A 20,136-nucleotide genomic window follows, 5' to 3' on the forward strand; every position below is an offset into this window, starting at 1 on the left:
GTATGCGTTCTAACATGATGTTGCTGATGGCGGCCGCCATCTGGGGGCTGGGCTTCGTCGCCCAGCGGCTGGGGATGGATCACATGGGGCCTTACACCTTCAACGGCCTGCGCTTCCTGCTCGGCGCCGCCTCCCTGCTGCCGCTCTTGTGGTGGCTCAAATCCCGTCAACCGGCCCGGCCAGACAAGGAAGACAACCCGCGCCTGCTGCTGGTCGGGGGTCTCATCGCCGGCACAGTGCTCTTCTCCGCCGCCTCCCTGCAGCAGGTGGGGCTGCTCTACACCACGGCGGCCAAGGCGGGCTTCATCACTGGGCTCTACATCATACTGGTGCCCGTGCTGGGGCTGATCCTGCGCCACAAGACAGGGGCCAACACCTGGGTAGGCGCCCTCATCGCCATGGCCGGCCTCTACTACCTCAGCGTCACCGAGGATTTCACCATAGGCTACGGCGACCTGTTGCAGGTGATCGGCGCCCTGTTCTGGGCCATTCACCTGCTGGTGCTGGATCACTACTCGAGCCGCGTCGCCCCCATTCGCCTGGCCGGGGTGCAGTTTGTGGTGTGCGGCCTGCTCAGTCTGGCCACGGCGTTTGTCATCGAGACCCCGACCCTCGGCGGCGCCGTGGCGGGCTGGCAGGCGCTGCTCTATGCGGGACTGGTGTCGGTGGGGGTGGGTTACACCCTGCAGGTGGTGGGCCAGCGCGGCGCCCATCCGGCCCACGCCGCCATCATCCTCAGCCTGGAGACAGTGTTCGCCGCCATCGGCGGTGTGCTGCTGCTGGAAGAGCATCTGGACGAGCGCGCCATCGTGGGCTGCGCCCTGATGCTGGCAGGCATGCTGGTCTCACAGATCCGCCTGCGCTGGTGGTGGAAATCTCGTCGGGACAAGGTGCCCAGCCAGTCCTGAACGAGCGAACCCTGGTCGGCTGCGCCCTGATGCTGGCAGGCATGCTCATCTCACAGATCCGCCTGCGCTGGTGGTGGAAATCTCGCCGGGACAAGGTGCCCAGCCAGTCCTGAATCTCGTGATGAGCCTTGCTCCAAACGACAAGAGGCGCCCACAGGCGCCTCGTTTTATTGGGGGATGCCTAGCGCACGCTGGAGCAGAAACTCACGTCGTCGCGCAGGGGATCGTAGCTCGCACTGTGATAGAGCTCGAAACAGGGGCCGTCGCCAAACGCCAGCCCGGCCGCGACGATATCGCCTATGTGCTCCTGCCAGAGCACCCCGTACTGACTGCGATCCGTGATGAGGTAGCGGGACTGGGCGTAACGCCCGGCGGGGATGAGCTGAGTTTCCACCTCCCCCGCCCCCTGGGTGCCCACCGGCACGCTGATGCCGATGTCGGTACGGCACTGGGCCGGCGGCGTCACTTGCGGGTTGTCATGGTAGATGAAGATCCACTCCCCGCCCTCCAGCCCGCGCGCGGCAGCCCACTGGTGCAGGCGGTTGCAGACGGCGTCATAGCCTTCGCCATAGGGGCCTGTGACCCGAATATAGGCCAGGGTGCGGGCGTCCATCTCGACAGTTTTCATGGTGTTGCTCCTTGCTGATGAGTGACCTTCAGCATAAGGAAGCGCCTCTTGCCATGCGTGTCCTTCCTTGCGCTCATGGTGTCCGTTCTTGCCCTTGTCGCGGCGAAATTCCCCTGGCGTGCAACCATAGTGACGACGAAACGCCTTGGCAAAGGCCTGGGAGCTGCCAAGCCCCGCCCCCAGGGCGATGGCGGTGACGCTGGCATCTGTGTAGCACAGCTGCCAAGCCGCCCGCTGCATCCGCAGCCGCCGACACATCTCGCCGGGGGACTCCCCCACCACGGCGGTAAACACCCGGTGGAAGTGGTAGAGGGAGAGGCAGGCACGGCTCGCCAGCGCCTCGATGGAGAGATCCGGATCCTGCTCCAGCGCCCGCAGCACCGGGGTCAGGCGCTCGCGATAGTCGATCATGGCTGTTTCACTCTCATGGCAATCTCACTCTCACTGGCTCTCACGGCAGGCGGACCCGCCCCATATGCAGGGCATCGACGAAGTTTCCTTCGCGAAACGCATAGGCGGGTGAGCCCCCCTCCTGCTCGAAGCCGAATTTGCGGTAGAGCGCGATGGCAGCTGCATTGTCGCTATAGACCGTCAACTCAAGCCGTTGCAGGTTGAGCCAGTTATCCGCCAGGTCCACCGCCGCCCCCAGCAAGGCCGAGCCCACGCCGCGACCGGCCCAGTCATCCCGCACCCCCATGCCGATGCCAGCCACATGGCGACGACGAGGATTCGGCTCGAGCCAGAGGCCGAGATCGCCGACCAGCAGCTCATCCACTGTGGCGACCAGACCGTAGCCACTGCGCTCCGCCAAGCGTTTCTGCCACATGGCCAGGGTCGGATAGGGCATCTGCAAGGTGCCCTTCTGAGCCTTTGGCATAGCATAGAGATCCCGCAGTCCCTGGGCATCCCCAGCCTCCGCCTGACGAATCCTGATCTCAATCATCCCCTCTCCTCCCTGATCCATGAACGTCCGTCAAAAATAGCGCCCTTTGCGTCCGTAGCCAACTCCATTAGGACTACCTATCAAACACTTATAGCTGACCAATTGGCCCCGCTCGCGCCCCTTGCCGTATCGTGCCTCCATCATCACAAGGAGATGCCCAATGACCGACAAGACCCTGCGCAGCGCCAACGGTGCCCCCGTCGTCGACAACAACAACAGCCTTACCGCCGGCCCCCGCGGCCCTGTGCTGATGCAAGACATCTGGTTGATGGAGAAACTCGCCCACTTCGACCGCGAGCGCATTCCCGAGCGGGTGGTGCACGCCAAGGGCTCCGGCGCCTACGGCACCTTTACCGTGACCCACGACATCAGCCAATTCAGCAAGGCCGACTTCTTCAACGCCGTCGGCAAGCAGACTCCGGTCTTCCTGCGCTTCTCCACCGTGGCCGGGGAGAAGGGCGCCGCCGACGCCGAGCGCGACGTGCGCGGCTTCGCCCTCAAGTTCTACACAGAGCAGGGCAACTGGGATCTGGTGGGCAACAACACCCCGGTGTTCTTCATCCGGGATCCGCTGAAATTCCCCGACTTCATCCACACCCAGAAGCGGGATCCGCGCACCAACCTGCGCAGCGCCACCGCCGCCTGGGACTTCTGGTCCCGCCACCCCGAATCCCTGCACCAGGTCACCATACTGTTCAGCGATCGCGGCATCCCCAGGAGCCTGCGGGAGATGAACGGCTACGGCAGCCACACCTTCAGCTTCATCAACTCGGGCAACGAGCGCTTCTGGGTCAAGTTCCACTTCAAGACAGAGCAGGGCCACAGCTTCTACACAGATGAAGAGGCGGCCAATGCCGTCGGTCAGGACAGAGAGACCAGTCAGGCGGATCTGTTCAATGCCATAGAGCGGGGCGACTTCCCGCGCTGGAAGGTCTATGTGCAGGTGATGCCGGAAGCCGAGGCACAGACCTACGAGATCCACCCGTTCGACCTCACCAAGGTGTGGCCCCACAAGGACTATCCGCTGATCCCGGTCGGCGTGCTTGAGCTCAACCAGAACCCGGACAACTACTTCGCCCATGTGGAGCAGGCCGCCTTCACCCCGGCCAACGTGGTGCCCGGCATCGGCTTCTCGCCGGATCGCATGTTGCAGGGGCGGCTCTTCTCCTACGGCGACACCCAGCGCTATCGCCTCGGCGTCAACCACGGCCTGCTGCCGGTCAACGCCCCGCGCTGCCCGTTCCACCACGGTGCCCACCGCGACGGCGCCATGCGGGCGGACAGCAATGGTGGCGCCAGCCCCAACTATCAGCCGAACCGCTTCGGCACCCAGCAGCCGAGCGAGCAGCACGAACCGGCGCTGAGCCTGGAAGGGGCCGCCCTGCACTACGATTTTCGTGACTACGACAGCGACTACTACAGCCAGCCAGGGGATCTGTTCCGCCTGATGGACGAGGGGCAGCGCGCGCGCCTCGCCGCCAACCTGGCGCGATCCCTCATCAACGTGGAGGATGACGCCATAGTCGCGGCCCAGCTCAGTCACTTCGAGCAGGCCGACCCCGAGTACGCCAAGCGGGTCGAGCTGGCACTGGCCGCCTTGCAGCGTTAAGCCGCCATGCACCATGCCATGCACCATAGCAACGGGGCCTGCTGGCCCCGTTTCAAGTCATGCCCCCAGAGAGTCTGATCAGCCATGCTGGCCAACCGCGTCTCCTCAGGCGGGATCAATAAAAAACGGGAACCCTGAGGCTCCCGCTTTTATCAATCTGTCTCAATCTCTATCAATCCCGGACGCAGCGCCTCGCGCTCTGCCCGCTCCCTGACCAGCAGGCGTTTGTACCACCCACTGTTGCGACGACGTCGGTGTGATGAAAGGAGGAAGGGCGACGAGCCAGCCCGATACCGGCACTGTCACGACCCAAAAACGGGAACCCTGAGGTTCCCGCTTTTATCAATCTCTATCAATCCCGGACGGAGCGCGCCTCGCGCTCTGCCCGCTCCCTGACCAGCAGGCGTTTGTACCACCAACTATTGCGACGACGTTGAGTAATGGAAGAGCGACGAGCCATAGTCTTGGGTCCCATGCCAATTGTGAGCGAGGCCGTATTATGCGATAGCCTTCCCGCTCCTGTCTTTAGCTGGATCAAGAAAAGCTCAGCGGGGTGTCTCGATGCGATCCACCCCGGCCGGAGGGGCGGATTCCCCCCTCTCCTCCTGCAAGGGGCGCCAGGCCAGGGGGCCATTGCTCTCCTGCAGGTTGATGGGGGCACAGATCAGCCCGTGCTCTCCCTGGGGGATCCGGGCGCCGAGAGAATACTGCTTCCCCTCATACCAGCAGATCCGCTCCGCCATGGCGCCCAGGGGCAGCACCAGATCCGTGCCGGTCCGAATGGTATGGCGGGATGACTCTGCCATGGCCGGCAGGGTGAGCCCCAGCAGGGCCAGCATGATAACGACTGATTTCATCGCGACTCCTTGGTTTCCTCTTTCAGGCGACCAGCCGGGGGGAAAACTTGATTAATAAGTGACACGCCATCTGGCATTCCGGAACCAATATGGTAGCCTGCGAGCGCCGCGCCAGCCTGTACAGGAATTGGTCGCCACAACCCCAGTAACCTGGTCTGATCGAGACCAAGATTACCTTAATTATCAAATCGTTATTTGGATTTTCCCCCAATGCGTATCATGCCCTTGCTCAAGGCGACCTGCCTGAGCCTGATGTTGTCCGCCTGCGTCGCTCCCCTGCTGATGATGGGTCCCTCCAGCCAGTTGATGTGGGCCCTGCTCAAGCCACTGGTCGGTTTCGACCCCAACGAGGTCAATCTGTTCGAACAACCCCTCATCAAGGACAGGATGACGGCCCTGCTCGGCCCCAACTATGACACCACTGTCTCCCTGCTCAAGACCGCCGGCGAGCTGCAACAGGAGGGTCCCCTCTTCTATGTGGTCTCCCGCTATACCCCTGTGCCCGACCTCGCCCAGAAGGCTGGCCTGGTGTGGAACTCGGATACCAACCAGATGGCGGTCAAGTTGCTCAAGGGAGATGCCGTCGAGGTGTTTGGCGAGCAGCTGGGTCAGGTGACCCCGAGCTGGCCAAAAGAGATGGCCGGCTGGCAGACACCGGCCAGCGAGGCCGTCAAGGGGGCCATGACAGGGTCGGCCAGCGAGCTGATCAACGGGGCGACCCAGCAGGCCGCCAAGGCGGTCAGCAACCAGGCCAGTCAGGCCGTCGAGGGCGCCAGCGCCGCCGCAGCCCAGGCCGTGACCAGGACGGTCAATGACGCCGGCAAGCAGGCCGTCGAGGGCGCCAGCGCCGCCGCAACCCAGGCCGTGACCAAGACGGTCAATGAAGCCGGCAAGCAGGCCGCCGAGGGCGCCAGCGCCGCCGCAACCCAGGCCGTGACCAAGACGGTCAATGACGCCGGCAAGCAAGCCGCCGAGAGCGCCAGCGCCGCCGCAGCTCAGGCCGTAAGCAAGACGGTCGAAGACGCCGGCAAACAGGGCGCCGAGGCGGTCAGCCAGGCGTTACCGACTCAGGATCCTCAGGCCGCCGCCCGCGCCAGCGCCGAGGCCGAACTGGAGGCCCTGCTGAAGTGAGGCAAAGCGCCATGACCCCGGCCAGACCCTGCCACCGGAGAGCCGCACGATGAGACTCATGGCTCTGCTCGGCCTGCTGGCCACCCTGGCCAGCCCGCCCCTGACGGCCCTGACCTACTACTCAGAGCAGAACCTGCCGTTCAACGGCCTGGATGAGCAGGGGCGCACCAGCGGCTTCAGCATAGAGCTGCTGCGCCTGATGTGGCAGGAGCTGGGGCAGGAGGAGGAACCCATCCACTTCCTGCCCTGGGCCCAGGCCTGGTATCTGCTGACCCAGCAGCCGGATGCCGTCCTGCTCACCACGGCACGCACCCAGCGACGCGCCTCCCGGTTGCAATGGGTCTGCCCCATCAGCCACTCCCGGATCGTGTTGATGGCCAGGGCCGACCAGTTGCCGACGATCCAGCGCAGGGCCGATCTGCTCAATCTGAGGATTGGGGCCATGGAGGCCGATGTGGGGGAACAACTGCTGCTCAATCGCGGCGTTCCCCCCAGCCAGCTGATGACGGTACCCAGCATGGATCGGGTGGTGCGCCAGTTGCTGCTGGCCCGCACCGACCTGGTCGCGGGCAACGAAGTCATGTTGCGCCACCAGATCCGCCAGCTCGGCTACCCGGCGACCCAGTTCGTCACCGTGGCCGTACTGGCCCAGCAGGATGACTGCTTCGCCTTCAATGACGCCGTGGATTCGGCCGAGGTGGCCAGGCTGCAGCAGGCCCTGGACAAGGTGCGTCAGGGGCCCGCGTTTCGTGCCCTCCAGGCCCGTTACCGGGACCAGCTCGCGCCGGGCAACCAGGCCCCTCTGCCCGAGATAGAGTGACGCCGGGCAGACAGCCCCGGCGCCAAGCAAAGAGGTCACCCCTGGGTGACCTCTTTTTCCATCCGCCTATGAGGCAGGCACCTATTTGTAGAGGTTGTCCTGCTCGTTGTCCTTGCTGGCGGCCGGCTCGCTGTGCTCGATGGCGGTGCGGATGAGATCCACCCCGGCCCGGATGATCAGCACCCCCATGTTGACCAGCTTGACGCAGACCCACATGAAGGTGATGAGCAGTATCAGCTTGAGTACCGTCTGGAAAGCCTCCAGGAAGTTCTGCTCCAGCTGGGCGGTGAGTCCATTGGCGCTGCTCATCAGCCAGGTGTAGACCTCGCGCACGAAGGGGATGCGGCTCGGCATTTCCAGCACGTCCAGTGCGGCAGGCAGGGCCTGGCAGATGACGATACTGCCAAACAGTACCAGGATGACGCCAAGGCCGATGCCGAGATAAAAACCTAACTGTTTCATGAAGAGTCCCACGGTTTGCTGCATGAAGGGTGACGATAGCTGCCAATAGTAGGCACAGGGGCGAGCAAGGGCAATCCTGGCCGGGACAAACCTGACGACAAGGCCGGTTCTGACAGGGAAATCATTGCCCAAGCTACTGATTTCTGTGAGGCTTGGCTATCGTCCCCGGATCCGGCTCCCCATGATCAGATACGTTTGCTGCCTGTTACTGGCCCTGTTGACCGCCCCGCCCGTACTCGCCCAATCTGCCCCCAGCGGCGCCGTGTGCGTCGTCAAACATCAGGACAAGGTCTTGCTGGTACAAGACAGGGTCTCGTCACGCTACAGCCTGACCGGCGGCTACATAGACCAGGGCGAGACCCCGGCCCAGTCGGCGCTGCGGGAATTGTTCGAAGAGACGGGGCTCAGAGGCCGGATCGTCGCCCCCCTGGGTCGCTGGCGATCGGCCGAGCTGTTCGCCTGCCAGAGCCTGAGCCCCATCAGGGCCCAGTCCGGCACAGGGGCCGTCTCCCTGCTTCAGGCCTCCAACCGGGATGGGGAGGTGCTCAGCGCCCTGCTGATCGCTCCCACCACCCTGCCCCACGCCCTGCGCCGCTTCCCGGCCCAGCTCGACTGGATCGTGCCACGCCTCGCCAGCATCCCGGACAGCGAGGTCACCTGGGTGGCGGATTTTCGCTCCGAGGCCAATGCCCTTCATGATCGGGAGCTCACCCTGATCCGCCAGGTGCAGAGCCTCATCGGCCCCAAGGCGCTCTGGCTGCAACTGGCCAACCTCGCGGGATCGACCCCCTTCCTGCTGCTGCTCATCCCCTTCCTGCTGCCCCTGCTGGGGTGGCCCAGAGTCTGGCAACTGCTGTTCGCCATGCTCTGGCTCGCCCTGCTGACTCAGCTCGCCAAGGAGGCCGTGGCCTGGCCCAGACCCTTCAACTTCATGCCTGATCTGGCCCCACGCGCCGTCTCGGGCTTCGGCATGCCGAGCGGCCATACCGCCACCGCCATGCTGGGGTGGGGGCTGCTGCTCGGCTGGGCCTGGCCGAAGCGGCGAGGGGCGGCACTGACCCTGGCGCTGTTGCTAGGGAGCGCCACCGGCCTGGCCCGCGTCTGGCTCGGGGTGCATTTCATTTCGGACGTGGTGGCCGGCCTGCTGCTGGGACTGTTCCTGCTCACCCTGCGCTCCCGGCTGCTGCCGCTGGCCAGCCGCTATCTGGCCTGGCTGCTGCTCGCCGGCCTGGCCGGCATGGGGGCCGCCATCCTGCAATCCCCCACCCTGGCCGCCATCGCCATCGCCAGCCTGGCCCTGTTGCTCGGCAGCCAGAGCCGGGTAAATCGCACGCGGCGCCACCCCTGGCTGGTCGGCTTCATTGCCCTCTCGGGCTGCCTGCTGCTGGGGCTGCTCAGCACAGGTCTGCCGCTGCTCATCTCCAGTTCCCTGTTGATCCTGAGCGGGCAAGGCATACTCTATGGGCTCTGGGGGCTCTGGTTGAGCCATGGTATCTGGTGGCTCCTCTCCCTGACCGATGACCACAACCGGGGCATGGCCCCACCGCAAGGAACATCATGACCTTCAAGAAACCGGATCTGGCCAAGATCACCCTGGGGGTGCTGTTTCTCAGCATTCTCATCATCTCCTGCTTCATGGTGCTGCGCCCCTTCCTGCCTGCCCTGGTCTGGGCCACCATGATCACCATCGCCACCTGGCCCCTGATGCGGATGATGCAGCGCCTGCTGTGGGGCAAGCGCGCCCTGGCCGCCCTCTTCATGACCCTGGTCCTGCTGCTGATGTTCGTCATCCCCCTGTTCATGGCGCTGGCCAATGTGGCGGAGAAGGCCCCCATGCTCATCGAACTCGGCACCAACCTCAGCCACTCGCCCCCCCCCAAGCTGCTCTGGTTGCAACAGGTGCCCCTGGTGGGCGACAAGCTCTATGAGTTCTGGCAGCAGATCCTGGCGAGCGGCGGCCAGGTCCTGTTCGCCAAGCTGGCCCCCTACTTCGGCCAGACCGCCCGCTGGCTCGCCTCCCAGGCGGGCAACCTCGGCCTCCTGTTCGTCCACTTCCTGCTGACCGTGGCCATCTGCGGCCTGCTCTATCACTCCGGGGAAAAAGCCGCCGACGGCATTCGCCGTTTCGCCCATCGCCTGGCGGGCCAGCGCGGTGACAACGCCGTGGTACTCGCCTCCCAGGCCATCCGTGCCGTCGCCATGGGTGTGGTGGTGACCGCCCTGGTGCAATCCTCCGTGGCCGGGATCGGCCTGCTCATTGCCGGCATTCCCTACGTCATGGTGCTGGTGGTGCTGATGTTCCTGCTGATCGTCGCCCAGATTGGTCCCTTCCCCGTGCTGCTGGCCAGCGTGGGCTACCTCTACTGGAGCGGGGACACCACCTGGGGCACCTTCCTGCTGGTCTGGTCCCTGCTGGCGGGCACCATGGACAACTTCCTGCGCCCCTTCCTCATCAAGCGCGGCGCCGACCTGCCGCTGATCCTGATCCTGGTGGGGGTCATCGGCGGCCTGCTGGCCATGGGGATCATAGGGCTCTTTATCGGCCCCGTGATGCTGGCAGTGGGCTATACCCTGCTGGATGCCTGGATCAAGGAGGGCGACCAACCGGCGGCGGCCGTGGTGGATGCGCCCAAGGCGGAGTGACGATTCAGCCCCTATAGTTGATGCAAAGGGCCGCCCATAAGGGCGGCTCTTTGGTTTGTGGTGATAGTGGTTTATGGCGATCGTGTCGGATTGGCTGATCCGCGCCAACCGCATATCCCACATCTTACCGTCCCATGCAGGTTCGATTATGCCTTACGGCTAATTGAATCCACGGGTTTTACAGAAATCTAGACATGCCAGCGAGCACATTTTCCATAGCAACGCCTTTTATCTTTCAGCTCCCTTTTGCTTTAGAGATCACCCCCATCATGGAGTGAGAAAACTGTCCAGCCTCTGCTTTTTCCTCGAGTTTATCGGAAATGTATTTACCTGTAGCTACTGCAGCACCCAAGGGAAGTAACCCACTTAGGAAAGGAGCTAAAACAGGAAACATTGTTACAGCCAATGTGCCGCCAGCAATTAAGGCTGTATACTTGTGTTTTGCTTGATATTTATCATTAAATAATGAAACTTGCGTCTCGTGTTTTGATATTGCCCTTTCAATATGAGAGCATACTTCTGCTGCGACATATCCTAAATCTTCAAGCTTGGTATTAGGCAAACTGTTAACCAAATCTCTCAATTCTCGCCTAAACTCCACATTCTCATCTGTCTTTCTCAATGCCACGAGTTGCGAGTCTTTGATATTAGCTAAATAGTCGAGTCTTTTAGACGTGAGAGACTGTAAAATTGCTGATGTAGATGGATCAAATGACGTAACTTTACCGGCAGATACATTTTTCATTTTTGCGATCAGTTGGTAATAGTGAGCCTGTGCATCAATACATAGAAATGGATGGCTTCTGAGCTCATCTGAATTTTCTAGTAAATGGTAGTTTGGCATAATACGTTCACAGATCGCGTTAGTTACGATACTAATGTCACCTTTTGAAAAAAACTCGTTACACCATTTTTCTGACCTCCATTGTCTCATTTCAGCTTTGTAATTTTCTAAAGCTATCTTTATAGGCTCTCCAGGCTCCGATCCAGGCGATACAAAAAGCCTTGCTTCTTCTATTTTACTAAAGTAAATATCAGGTTTTTTTATGGCAAACTCCATAATTTCTCGAGGGTGAGATATTCCTGGATCTACATAATATGAGAAAAAATCTTGTATAAGTTGAATGCTATTCTCTTGTGTTTGCTGATCATGTTCTTCTAGTGATTTCTCAAAGCTTGGAAATACGAAAAATGGTGGAATATCAAACTCAGCTCCTTTCAAGTCACTCAAGTGCAACAAGAAAAATGCCATCTGAAGAGGGATGACATGACTAAATTTTTCCTCGCCACGGCTTTTCTCTAACCATGGCATAATTGGGTCTGGAATTAAAACTGTGTCGGAATAAAGAAGAGATTTTCGAGTCGCATTTAATTGCGTCAGTAAAAAACGGCTGCCCCCACCTAAATTCAACTTACATGCATCTAAACTCTTAGCCGCGCTAAAAGCCTTGGCACCTTCCTCCGAGTATAATCTTTTTAATTCTTTTTCGAGAGTTGAAAAGCCCATCATACATTTTTCAGCTCTGCTAGGGTTTTCTTGTAAAGTAACGGCCATTCTTTGAATAGATTCAGAGAAGTTATTCAGAGCTGAAAAGTCACGAGGCATGCACCCAGTTACATTGAGGAAAAATTCAGTCAATATCTCAAAGTATCTATCTTGATAAATAATCAAGTCGTGTAATTGCTGCTGACCCACTGAGAATCTCCTCTTGACATATAAGCCTTGTTCGTCTGGATGATCACCACGAAAATTAAATTTAAATCAACATCTAAAATCCTGGCTCTAGTGTTGAGCGTATTAGCCAAGATACTCTTTTGGCGCTACTTTGCCACCAAACAAAAATACATCCACGGCTTGGTAATGAAAAGCTCCACCCAGTCTCGTCTTCTTAAATAACTCGGGAGTGTGATCGAGGTTACACACCATATGGCGCTGTGGGCCAAGTTATCGTGTAGCGGCGGGGCAGGGGTTGGTGGCTAACAAAAATGGGCATGGAGTAATAACCCAGGGCGTCGCAACGCCCCGGGTTATCGGTGGGTAGATGAGGGTCAGGCTGGCTGGTGGAGGGTGATGCAGTGAATGCCACCGCTGTCGGCGACCTTGTCGCCAAATTCGCGGGCGAACCCGACCAAGAGCAGAGCGGGCTTGCCACCCTCTGAGGCAGGTCACTGAATCGGGGGCGCTGGCGTGGTTAAATGGTCGGCTCACATCTTGCCGGATATCGCCGTGACCCTGCCATCTGACCTTCAGCATCATCAGCCCTGGCCTGACTATCTGCAGGCCTCCTGGCTTCGCTGCGCCCACCAGACCAGCGCCACCCTCTGGCATCCGCCCCACAGCGCCAAGGGGCAGACCTTGCAGAGCCTGCGCCAGCGCAAGCGGGACCTGCTCACCACAGGCGAGATGGCCCTCGAAGATCTCTACGAATTTATGGAGGGGCGCCCCTGCGCCCTGCTGCTCACCGACGAGAGCGGCTGCCTGCTGGCCCGCACCGGCCATCGCGAGACGCTGGCAGAACTCGAAGCCCTGGGTTTTGGCCCCGGTGCCTTCTTCAGCGAGGGGCGTATCGGCACCAATGCCATCAATCTGGCGGCGCTGGAGGGAGTGCCGCTCTGCGTCAGCGGCCCCCAGCACTTCAACCAGACCCTGCACCCGTGGCACAGCTGCGCCAGCCCGGTCTACAACAGCAACGGCCGTCAGGTCGCCATCATGGCCTTGGTCTGCCGGGTGGAGGAGGCAACGGTCGGGGATCTGGCGCTCACCGTCAGCGCCGGGCGCGAGCTGGCCCATCTGCTGCAGATGGAGACCCTGATGCAGGAGTCCCAGCACCATCTGAGCGAGCTTTACGCCCTGCTGGACGGCATGGATGACGGCGTGCTGGCCTGGGATCCCCAGGGCCGGCTGCGCTACCTCAACGCCCTGGCGGCACACCGGCTGCGGCTCGATCCGGCGCTCTGTCTCGGCCAGCCCCTGGAGCAGCACCTGCTGCTGCCCCAGCGGTTGCAGCTGGCCATCAGGGGGCAGACGCCCCTCAGCCATGTGGAGGTAACGCTTGAGCGGCTTGGCGCTCAGGAGGGGGAGTTCATCAATGCGCTGATAAGCCTCAAGCCGCTGCCGGGACCGGAGGGGGTCAGCTTTATCGCCCTGCTGCACCCGGTCGATCGGCTGCGGGCCATTCATCAGCTGCGCCAGACGGTGCCCGAGCTCTCTGCCCTGGTGGGGGAATCGAGCGCCATGCGCAAGCTGCTGCGCTACGCCCGGCAGGCGGCCCAGAGTCAGGGGCCGATCCTGCTGCGCGGCGAGGAGGAGGTGGGCAAGGCCCAGCTGGCGGAGGCGATCCACTTTGGTAGCGAACGGGCCGCCGGGCCCCTCATCACCCTCAACTGTCAGGCGCTGCCGAGCGAGCGGATGGCGCTGGAGCTGATGGGCTCCGACGAGGCGGGGCAGGAGCGGGCCGGCAAGTTCGAGCTGGCCCACGGCGGCACGTTGGTGCTGGAGCAAGTGGAGTGCCTCTCTGCCCCCATGCAGGCGGCGCTGCTGCAACTGCTCAAGACCGGCCGCATCCAGCGCTTCGATTCGGCCCGCATTCTGCCGCTCAAGGTGCGGATCATCGCCACCAGCAGCGCCCCGTTGGAGCAGAAGGTGCAGGAGGGGCTGTTTGGCCGCCAGCTGCTCTATGCCTTGCAGGCGTGCGAGCTATGGCTGCCGGGGCTGCGGGAGCGCGCGGCCGATCTGCCGGGTCTTATCAGCCAGCAGCTAGGGGCGCAGGGGCGCGAGCCGGTGCGCCAGTTCAGCCCGGCGGCCCTCGACTGTCTGCTCGCCTATCCCTGGCCCGGCAATCTAGGGGAACTGCGCAGTGCGGTGGAGCATGCGCTGCTTCATGCCGGTCAGGGGCCGATCCCGCCGCAGGCGCTGCCCGCCGCCATTCGTCACGGCTATCAGCGGGTGGCGGACGAGGTGGTGGGACAACCGCTGCTCACCCTGGCCGAGCTGGAGCGCCAGGCCATTTTGCGCTGCGCCCACGCCTGCAAGGGGCAGGTGAGCCAGATGGCCCAGCATCTGGGCATCAGTCGCACCACCCTGTGGCGGCGGCTCAAGCTACTCGAGATCGATCCCGCCGACTATCACGGCTGACGGTTATTCAGGCCGTCGCCAACCGGCCCGTAGAAAATGAAACGGCCCCGCAGTTGCGGGGCCGATTTATATGACAAGGTCAGCCGTGGCGCGGTTACAGCCCCAGCTGGTGGGCGGTGACGATGGCCGCCAGCACATCCTCGGCAGTGACCTTGAACGGCATATTGTGGATGGTCTCACCCTCCGCAGTGGAGGCTCTGGCCACCTCCATCAGGCGCGCCATATCCAGCTCCTTGACCCCCATCATATGCAGGTTGGTCGGCAGGCCCACCGAGCGGCAGAAACCCAGCACTGTCTCGATCTCCGCCATCGGGGCGTTCTCCAGCACCAGCTGTACCAGGGTACCGAACGCCACCTTCTCGCCGTGGTAGAGATGGTGACACTCGGCCAGCTGGGTCAGGCCATTGTGAACGGCGTGGGCGGCGGCCAGACCGCTGCTCTCGAAGCCGATACCGCTCAGATAGGTGTTGGCCTCTATGATGTTCTCCACCGCCTTGGTGCAGAGCCCCTGCTCCACCGCCAGCTTGGCCTTGTAGCCATCGGCCAGCAGGGTCTTGTAGCAGAGCTCGGCGATGGCCTGGGCCGCCAGGGTGGAGGCGCCACCGGCCATGGTCTGGCAACCGGACACCTTGTTGGCACGCGCCTCGAAGTAGGTGGAGAGTGCATCCCCCATGCCGGAGACCAGCAGGCGCACCGGGGCGCGGGAGACCACGCCGGTATCCATGATGACCATGTCGGGGTTGGTCGGGATCATCAGGTATTCGCTGAACTGCCCCTCTGGGGTGTAGATGACCGCCAGCGCGCTGGTGGGGGCATCGGTGGAGGCGATGGTCGGCACTATGACCACAGGTACCTGCTGGTAGAAGGCGACCGACTTGGCGGTATCCAGGGTCTTGCCGCCGCCGATGCCGATGATGACGTCAAACGGGGTCTGCTTGCAGCGAGCCAGCAGGCGGTCGATCTCGGGGCGGGAGCACTCGCCGTTGAAGCAGTCGAACTCGGGCTGGATGCCTGCGCCGTGGAAGCTGGTGGCCACGGTATCGCCTACCAGCTTGGTGACGAAGGCGTCGGCCAGAATGAGTGGCTTGGCGCCGAGCGCCTTGACGTAGTTGCCGATGTTGGCGAGGGCCCCGTTGCCTTGCACGTATTTGCTGGGGCTGATGATGATGCGGTCCATATTCTATCCCTCTCTCTTTATGTATTAAGAATCGGGGCGAAGGGGCGGCAGTGCCGGGGACTCCTTCGTCTTTACTTGCACGACAGAGTGGCGCGGCTGGCCGATGAGGCCGCAGCCGCGCCTTGAAGCAGGCAGGTCAGTCGCCGAAGCGATCAAGGGCCAGCTGCTGGAAGCTGGTCAATGCGGCGGCGGCATCCTCCCCGCGCGCCAGCAGGGTGAGCCGGTCGCCCTGGCGCACGTTCAGCATGGCGAGCCGGGTCAGGCTGCGGGGATTGGCCTCTTTATCCCCCTTTTGCAGCTTGAGTTCGGCGGCAAAGGGCTTGAGGGCCGCCACCAGTCGGGCGGCGGGGCGTACGTGCAGGCCGTGGGGATTGTCCACCACCACCTCGCAGCGCAGCCAGCCGTCGTCGGCAACGGGGGCTGTCTCGGTGGAGGCTTGCGCCGCGCTGGCAGGCAGCATCGCCTGTTTCGGGCCCAGGGCGCCGAGTGCCTCGGCGGCCACCTCATCCAGCGTCAGGCCGGAACCGGCCGCCACCACGGCGGCCAGGGTGCCCTCGACCAGCGGGGCGGGGCAGAGCCGCACCCTCGCGCTCAGCTCCGGGGACAGCAGTTCGAGGGCGGTCTCGGCGCTCAAGAGGGCGCTGCCGAGATCCATCAACACCAGCACGCCGCTGCCGTCGTCCGCTTCTTCAATCGCACTCATCACGGCGATGGCATCTGTACCGATGGGGTGGTCGGGGTCATCGACCCCGGCCGCCAGCAGCAATCTGGCCGGGCTGCCGAGCTGGTCGGCCAGCGCTTTCAATCCGGCCGCCAGCATGGCGCTGTGAGAGACAACTACGATTCCGATCATGTCACAACCTCGCTCTATCACGCAGGGCGGTCAGCAGCAGCAGGGTCGAGGTGGCCCCGGCATCCTGATGGCCTATGCTGCGCTCGCCAAGGTAGCTGGCGCGCCCCTTGCGGGCCTGCATCTGGATGGTAGCCTCGGTGCCGGCTGCGGCGGCTGCCACCGCCTTGTCCAGCGCTTCGTTGAGCGGCAGCTCTTGCTGCTGCGCCTGTTGCAGGGCGGCCAGTGCCGGCCACCAGGCGTCGCACATGGTCTTGTCGCCCGGCTCGGCACGGCCGCGGGAGACGATCCCCTCCACCCCGTCGCTCAGCATCTTGCACAGCTGGCTGAGACTGAGGCTCTGGCAGGCATCGCTGCTGGCTGCGGCCCGGATAAAGAAGGTGCCGTAGAGCGGGCCGCTGGCACCGCCGACCGAGGAGAGCAGAGTCATGCCGGTGGTTTTCAGCACCTGCCCTATATCTTTGTCCGCCACCGCGGGCAGCTTCTCGGCCACTTTGGCAAAGCCGCGCTGCATGTTGAGGCCGTGGTCGCCGTCGCCGATGTCGGTATCCAGCGCGGTGAGGTAGTCACGCTGCTCGGTGAAGATGTGTTCGCAGTCGAGCAGCCAGTTGACGATCTGATGCTTGCTTAACATGGATTCTCCTTAGCAGCCGCGACGCAGGGCGGGGGTGTGAACGGGGGCATCCCACAGGGTCATCAGTTCATCATCCACCTTGAGCAAGGTGATGGAGATGCCGGTCATGTCGAGGGAGGTGCAGTAGGGGCCAATCAGGTTGCGCACCAGATGGATGCCTGCCTCTTCGCACAGGGTAGCGAGGCGGCCATAGACGCCGTAGAGCTCGGAGATGGGGGTGCCACCCAGGCTGTTGACCAGGGCAATGACCCGATCGCCCCCATTCAGCGGCTCGATAAAGGTGTGCTCTTCCTGCCAGCTGCCGGAGGCTCTGTCCCAGTGGCGCAGGGTGCGGCCATAGGGGGTGTTGTCAGCCAGCTCGCTGAACATGTCCTCCACCAGGGTATTGAGGTCGGTGAAGGGGCGGCGCGCTATGCCCGGCTCGCCGTGAATGCCCACGCCGAACTCCATCTCGTTGTCGGCCAGGGTGAAGGAGGGCTTGCCGGCGGCAGGCACGGTGCAGGCATGCATGGCCACGCCTATGGTGCGGCTCTGGTTGTTGATGCGACGGGCCAGCGCCTCGCAGCGCGCCAGATCATAGCCCGCTTCGGCAGCGGCTCCGACCAGCTTTTCGCACAGCACGGTCGTGGCAACGCCACGGCGACCGGCGGTGTAGAGGCTGTCTTTGACCGCCACGTCGTCATCGATGAGGGCAAAGCCCACCTTGACCCCGTCACCGTGCAGCAGCTCGACCGCAGTCTCGAAGTTGAGCACGTCGCCGGTGTAGTTCTTCACCAGAAACAGCACGCCCGCGCCGCCATCCACCGCCTGACCGCATTCATACATCTGATCCGGGGTCGGGGAGGTAAAAATCTCGCCGGGGCAGGCGCCATCCAGCATCCCCTTGCCCACCAGGCCACCGTGCATCGGCTCGTGGCCGCTGCCACCTCCGGAGACCAGCGCCACCTTGCCCATCACGGGGGAATCGGCGCGGGTGATGTAGTGGGGCTCGATACGTACCTTGAGCTCGGGGTGGGCGGCTGCCATCCCCATCAGTTGTTCACGGACCACGGCATCGACGGCATTGATCAGTTTCTTCATGGCTCACTCCTTGGCTTGCCACCGCACGGGTGGGCAAATGGTTGATGGAGCCAGTCTAACGACAGAAAAAGGGATAAAAATGACGGGCGATTTGGTTCGGATTTGAAACAGCAGAAGGGGGCTCGGAGTTTCAATCTGAAACAGCGCAGGGCTAGCGGGCGGGAAACTGTTAGCTGACTCACAGCCATGAAAAAGGGCCCCGCAGGGCCCTTGGCTATAACCGGAATATGCGGACGGGTTAGATGGCCCAGCCACCGGCATAGAAGATCACCAGCGCCAGGGCGATGATGACGGTGCCGACGTTGAGCTTCTTCCACTCGGCAGCGAAGATGCGGCCAACGACCAGCGCCACGAAGCCCAGCATGATGCCGGTCACGATGTTGCAGGTCAGTACGATAAAGACGGCGCACAGCATGCCGGAGAGCGCATCGACAGAGTCGCTGAAGTCCAGCTTGGTGACGTTGCCCAGCATCAGCAGACCGACGTACATCAGGGCCGGTGCGGTGGCGTAAGCCGGTACCAGATAGCTCAGCGGGGAGAGGAAGATCATCAGCAGGAACAGCACGCCGACCAGCGCTGCGGTCAGACCGGTCTTGCCACCTGCTGCGGTGCCTGCGGCAGATTCGATGTAGACGGCAGCCGGAGCGCCACCAACGGCGCCCGCCACCATGCTACTGACGGAGTCGGCCGTCAGGGCCTTGCCGCCGCTGATGATGTGGCCACGTTCGTTGATGAGGCCCGCCTGACCGGCCACGGCACGTATGGTACCGGTGGCGTCAAACACGGCGGTCATCACCAGCGCCAGCACGGTCGGAATGACCACAGGATTGAGGGCGCCCAGCAGATCCATGCTCCCTACCAGGGAGCCCTTCTCACCGGTCAGGCTCGGCATGGCGAAGAAGCCCTGCCAGGTCACTTTCGGGTCGAAGATAAGGCCAAGGATGGAGATCGCGATGATCACCATCAGGATGCCGCCCGGCACCTTGCGACGCTCCAGACCGAAGATGGCAGCCAGACCCAGCACCGTCATGATGACCGGGAAGGAAGTCACTTCACCCAGTTGAACCGGCAGGCCGGCCCCTTCGTTCTTGATCACCATGCCGACGCCGTTGGTGGCGATCAGCAGCAGGAACAGGCCGATACCGATGCCGGTGCCGTGGGCGATGCCGGAGGGGAGGTTGTCCAGGATCCACTGGCGCACGCCGGTGACGCTGATCAGGGTAAACAGCACACCCATCAGGAAGATGGCGCCGAGGGCGACCGGAATGCTCAGCCCCTGACCCAGCACCAGACTGAAGGCAGTAAAGGCGGTGAGGGAGATGGCGCAACCTATGGCCATCGGCAGCTTGGCCCACAGCCCCATCAGCAGGGAGCCGAAGGCGGCGATCAGGCAGGTGGCCACAAACACCGGGCCCTGCTCAAAGCCGGCAGCACCCAGCATGTTCGGCACCACTATGATGCTGTAGACCATGGCCAGGAAGGTGGTCAACCCGGCCAGCAGCTCCTGGCGGACAGTGCTGCCACGCTGGCTGATGGAGAAATAGGAGTCCAGAAACCCGCCATTGCCGGCGCGGGCCGTCGTTTGTTGCGTTGCCATAGTTCATCCTGAAAGTGTGAAGGAAATCGTTTGCTTGCTGGCGCGCAAAATAGCAAGAATTTGGCGAGATTGCAGCGGATAAGCGACCATTTTCCCGAAGTTTTTCATCAACAGCCTCGTTGGGAGCCTCAACATCCACATGGGAAGCGCCCCTCCAGCTTCTACACTCTTAGCTAGCCCCCATCAGCCGGAGACAAGCCCATGCACACAGGCAACCTGCTTGGCCAGATCCCCTCCCCCCTGCCCAACGAGGTGTTCACCGACCTGGTCAGCACCAATCACTTTCGCATCGAGCGCATCCTCTCCCAGGGGCAGCAGACCCCCACGGGAGAGTGGTTCGATCAGGATGAACACGAGTGGGTGGCGCTGATACAGGGCGAAGCCATCCTGGTCTTCATCACACCGGATACCGGGGTCCAGGAGCGCGTCCACCTGGGGCCAGGGGATTACATCAACATCCCGGCGCACCTTCAGCACAGGGTGGAATGGACCCATCCGACCGAGACGACCGTCTGGCTCTGCATCTACTACTAGAGAAATCACCTCGCCACAGTGACAAAGCACAACGAAAGAAGCCCAATCGACAGATTGGGCTTCCTGGACTCAGATGCTGAAAGTGCATAGCAAAAAGGCCTTCCCAGTCGGGAAGGCCTTTCAAATTA

At 62.3% G+C, this 20,136-nt stretch carries 18 protein-coding genes and 1 pseudogene; 9 read left to right on the top strand and 10 right to left on the bottom strand.

Annotated elements, in window-relative coordinates; genetic code table 11:
* Window positions 1-2: 2 nt before the first annotated feature.
* Both BN1119_RS17820 and BN1119_RS20575 read left to right on the top strand, forming a co-directional pair.
* The gene (locus BN1119_RS17820) at window positions 3-908 is read left to right on the top strand and encodes a DMT family transporter (RefSeq protein WP_042001289.1); all 906 of its coding nucleotides are present in this window, start codon (window positions 3-5) and stop codon (window positions 906-908) included.
* Window positions 905-1,021: pseudogene (locus BN1119_RS20575) on the top strand (EamA family transporter); the annotation flags it as partial. The gene BN1119_RS17820 and the pseudogene BN1119_RS20575, both read left to right, overlap by 4 nt.
* 68 nt (window positions 1,022-1,089) lie before the next feature.
* Here BN1119_RS20575 and BN1119_RS17825 read toward each other — a convergent pair.
* Together BN1119_RS17825 and BN1119_RS17830 are read right to left on the bottom strand one after the other, a co-directional pair.
* Window positions 1,090-1,947, bottom strand: coding sequence for an AraC family transcriptional regulator (locus BN1119_RS17825; RefSeq protein ID WP_042001292.1), 858 nt, complete (start codon window positions 1,945-1,947; stop codon window positions 1,090-1,092).
* A 40-nt stretch (window positions 1,948-1,987) separates the two neighbouring features.
* Window positions 1,988-2,476: a GNAT family N-acetyltransferase gene (locus tag BN1119_RS17830; RefSeq protein WP_042001381.1), complete on the bottom strand. Its 489-nt coding sequence runs from the start codon at window positions 2,474-2,476 to the stop codon at window positions 1,988-1,990.
* A 163-nt stretch (window positions 2,477-2,639) separates the two neighbouring features.
* Here BN1119_RS17830 and BN1119_RS17835 point away from each other — a divergent pair, with 163 nt between their 5' ends.
* Window positions 2,640-4,088: a catalase gene (locus BN1119_RS17835; RefSeq protein WP_042001295.1), complete on the top strand. Its 1,449-nt coding sequence runs from the start codon at window positions 2,640-2,642 to the stop codon at window positions 4,086-4,088.
* Between the two features lie 545 nt (window positions 4,089-4,633).
* Here the strand turns inward: BN1119_RS17835 and BN1119_RS17840 are convergent.
* Entirely contained in the window at window positions 4,634-4,945 is a 312-nt protein-coding gene (locus tag BN1119_RS17840) for a DUF1496 domain-containing protein (RefSeq protein WP_042001298.1), read from the bottom strand.
* 210 nt (window positions 4,946-5,155) lie between these two features.
* Between BN1119_RS17840 and BN1119_RS17845 the strand changes: the two genes are divergently transcribed.
* Together BN1119_RS17845 and BN1119_RS17850 are read left to right on the top strand one after the other, a co-directional pair.
* Window positions 5,156-6,076 carry a hypothetical protein gene (locus BN1119_RS17845; RefSeq protein WP_042001300.1) on the top strand — a complete coding sequence of 307 codons (921 nt, stop codon included), beginning with the start codon at window positions 5,156-5,158 and terminating at the stop codon, window positions 6,074-6,076.
* A 49-nt stretch (window positions 6,077-6,125) separates the two neighbouring features.
* Window positions 6,126-6,896: a substrate-binding periplasmic protein gene (locus BN1119_RS17850; protein ID WP_042001302.1), complete on the top strand. Its 771-nt coding sequence runs from the start codon at window positions 6,126-6,128 to the stop codon at window positions 6,894-6,896.
* An 81-nt stretch (window positions 6,897-6,977) separates the two neighbouring features.
* Here BN1119_RS17850 and BN1119_RS17855 read toward each other — a convergent pair whose 3' ends face one another.
* Window positions 6,978-7,358: a hypothetical protein gene (locus tag BN1119_RS17855; RefSeq protein WP_042001384.1), complete on the bottom strand. Its 381-nt coding sequence runs from the start codon at window positions 7,356-7,358 to the stop codon at window positions 6,978-6,980.
* A 181-nt stretch (window positions 7,359-7,539) separates the two neighbouring features.
* On the opposite strand from BN1119_RS17855, the gene BN1119_RS17860 reads away from it, so the two are divergent.
* Window positions 7,540-8,919 carry a bifunctional NUDIX hydrolase/phosphatase PAP2 family protein gene (locus tag BN1119_RS17860; protein ID WP_042001305.1) on the top strand — a complete coding sequence of 460 codons (1,380 nt, stop codon included), beginning with the start codon at window positions 7,540-7,542 and terminating at the stop codon, window positions 8,917-8,919.
* Window positions 8,916-10,001: an AI-2E family transporter YdiK gene (ydiK, locus tag BN1119_RS17865; RefSeq protein ID WP_042001308.1), complete on the top strand. Its 1,086-nt coding sequence runs from the start codon at window positions 8,916-8,918 to the stop codon at window positions 9,999-10,001. Before BN1119_RS17860 ends, ydiK begins: the two co-directional genes overlap by 4 nt.
* Window positions 10,002-10,236: 235 nt before the next feature.
* Here ydiK and BN1119_RS20285 read toward each other — a convergent pair whose 3' ends face one another.
* Complete coding sequence (locus BN1119_RS20285) at window positions 10,237-11,697, bottom strand: hypothetical protein (protein WP_084205553.1); 1,461 nt, start codon at window positions 11,695-11,697, stop codon at window positions 10,237-10,239.
* Between the two features lie 537 nt (window positions 11,698-12,234).
* Between BN1119_RS20285 and dhaR the strand changes: the two genes are divergently transcribed.
* Window positions 12,235-14,136, top strand: a complete 1,902-nt coding sequence (gene dhaR / locus BN1119_RS17870; RefSeq protein WP_042001387.1) for a dihydroxyacetone kinase operon transcriptional regulator DhaR — start codon at window positions 12,235-12,237, stop codon at window positions 14,134-14,136.
* Window positions 14,137-14,230: 94 nt separating this feature from the next.
* On the opposite strand, the gene BN1119_RS17875 is transcribed toward dhaR, so the two are convergent.
* The 5 genes from BN1119_RS17875 to BN1119_RS17895 all read right to left on the bottom strand — a co-directional run bounded on the left by BN1119_RS17875 (window position 14,231) and on the right by BN1119_RS17895 (window position 19,474).
* Complete coding sequence (locus BN1119_RS17875) at window positions 14,231-15,313, bottom strand: glycerol dehydrogenase (protein WP_042001312.1); 1,083 nt, start codon at window positions 15,311-15,313, stop codon at window positions 14,231-14,233.
* A gap of 136 nt (window positions 15,314-15,449) precedes the next feature.
* Window positions 15,450-16,166, bottom strand: coding sequence for a dihydroxyacetone kinase phosphoryl donor subunit DhaM (gene dhaM / locus BN1119_RS17880; RefSeq protein WP_042001315.1), 717 nt, complete (start codon window positions 16,164-16,166; stop codon window positions 15,450-15,452).
* 1 nt (window position 16,167) lies between these two features.
* Complete coding sequence (dhaL, locus tag BN1119_RS17885) at window positions 16,168-16,797, bottom strand: dihydroxyacetone kinase subunit DhaL (RefSeq protein ID WP_005341571.1); 630 nt, start codon at window positions 16,795-16,797, stop codon at window positions 16,168-16,170.
* A 9-nt stretch (window positions 16,798-16,806) separates the two neighbouring features.
* Complete coding sequence (gene dhaK, locus BN1119_RS17890; protein WP_042001322.1) at window positions 16,807-17,877, bottom strand: dihydroxyacetone kinase subunit DhaK; 1,071 nt, start codon at window positions 17,875-17,877, stop codon at window positions 16,807-16,809.
* A gap of 238 nt (window positions 17,878-18,115) precedes the next feature.
* Window positions 18,116-19,474 (bottom strand): NCS2 family permease, encoded by a 1,359-nt coding sequence (locus BN1119_RS17895; RefSeq protein WP_042001325.1) that lies wholly within the window; start codon window positions 19,472-19,474, stop codon window positions 18,116-18,118.
* Window positions 19,475-19,675: 201 nt separating this feature from the next.
* Here BN1119_RS17895 and BN1119_RS17900 point away from each other — a divergent pair, with 201 nt between their 5' ends.
* Window positions 19,676-20,008 carry a cupin domain-containing protein gene (locus BN1119_RS17900; protein WP_042001328.1) on the top strand — a complete coding sequence of 111 codons (333 nt, stop codon included), beginning with the start codon at window positions 19,676-19,678 and terminating at the stop codon, window positions 20,006-20,008.
* Window positions 20,009-20,136 lie beyond the last annotated feature (128 nt).

Origin of the sequence: Aeromonas bivalvium, assembly GCF_000819765.1 — a bacterium.
In the GTDB taxonomy this organism is placed as follows: Bacteria; Pseudomonadota; Gammaproteobacteria; order Enterobacterales; family Aeromonadaceae; genus Aeromonas; species Aeromonas bivalvium.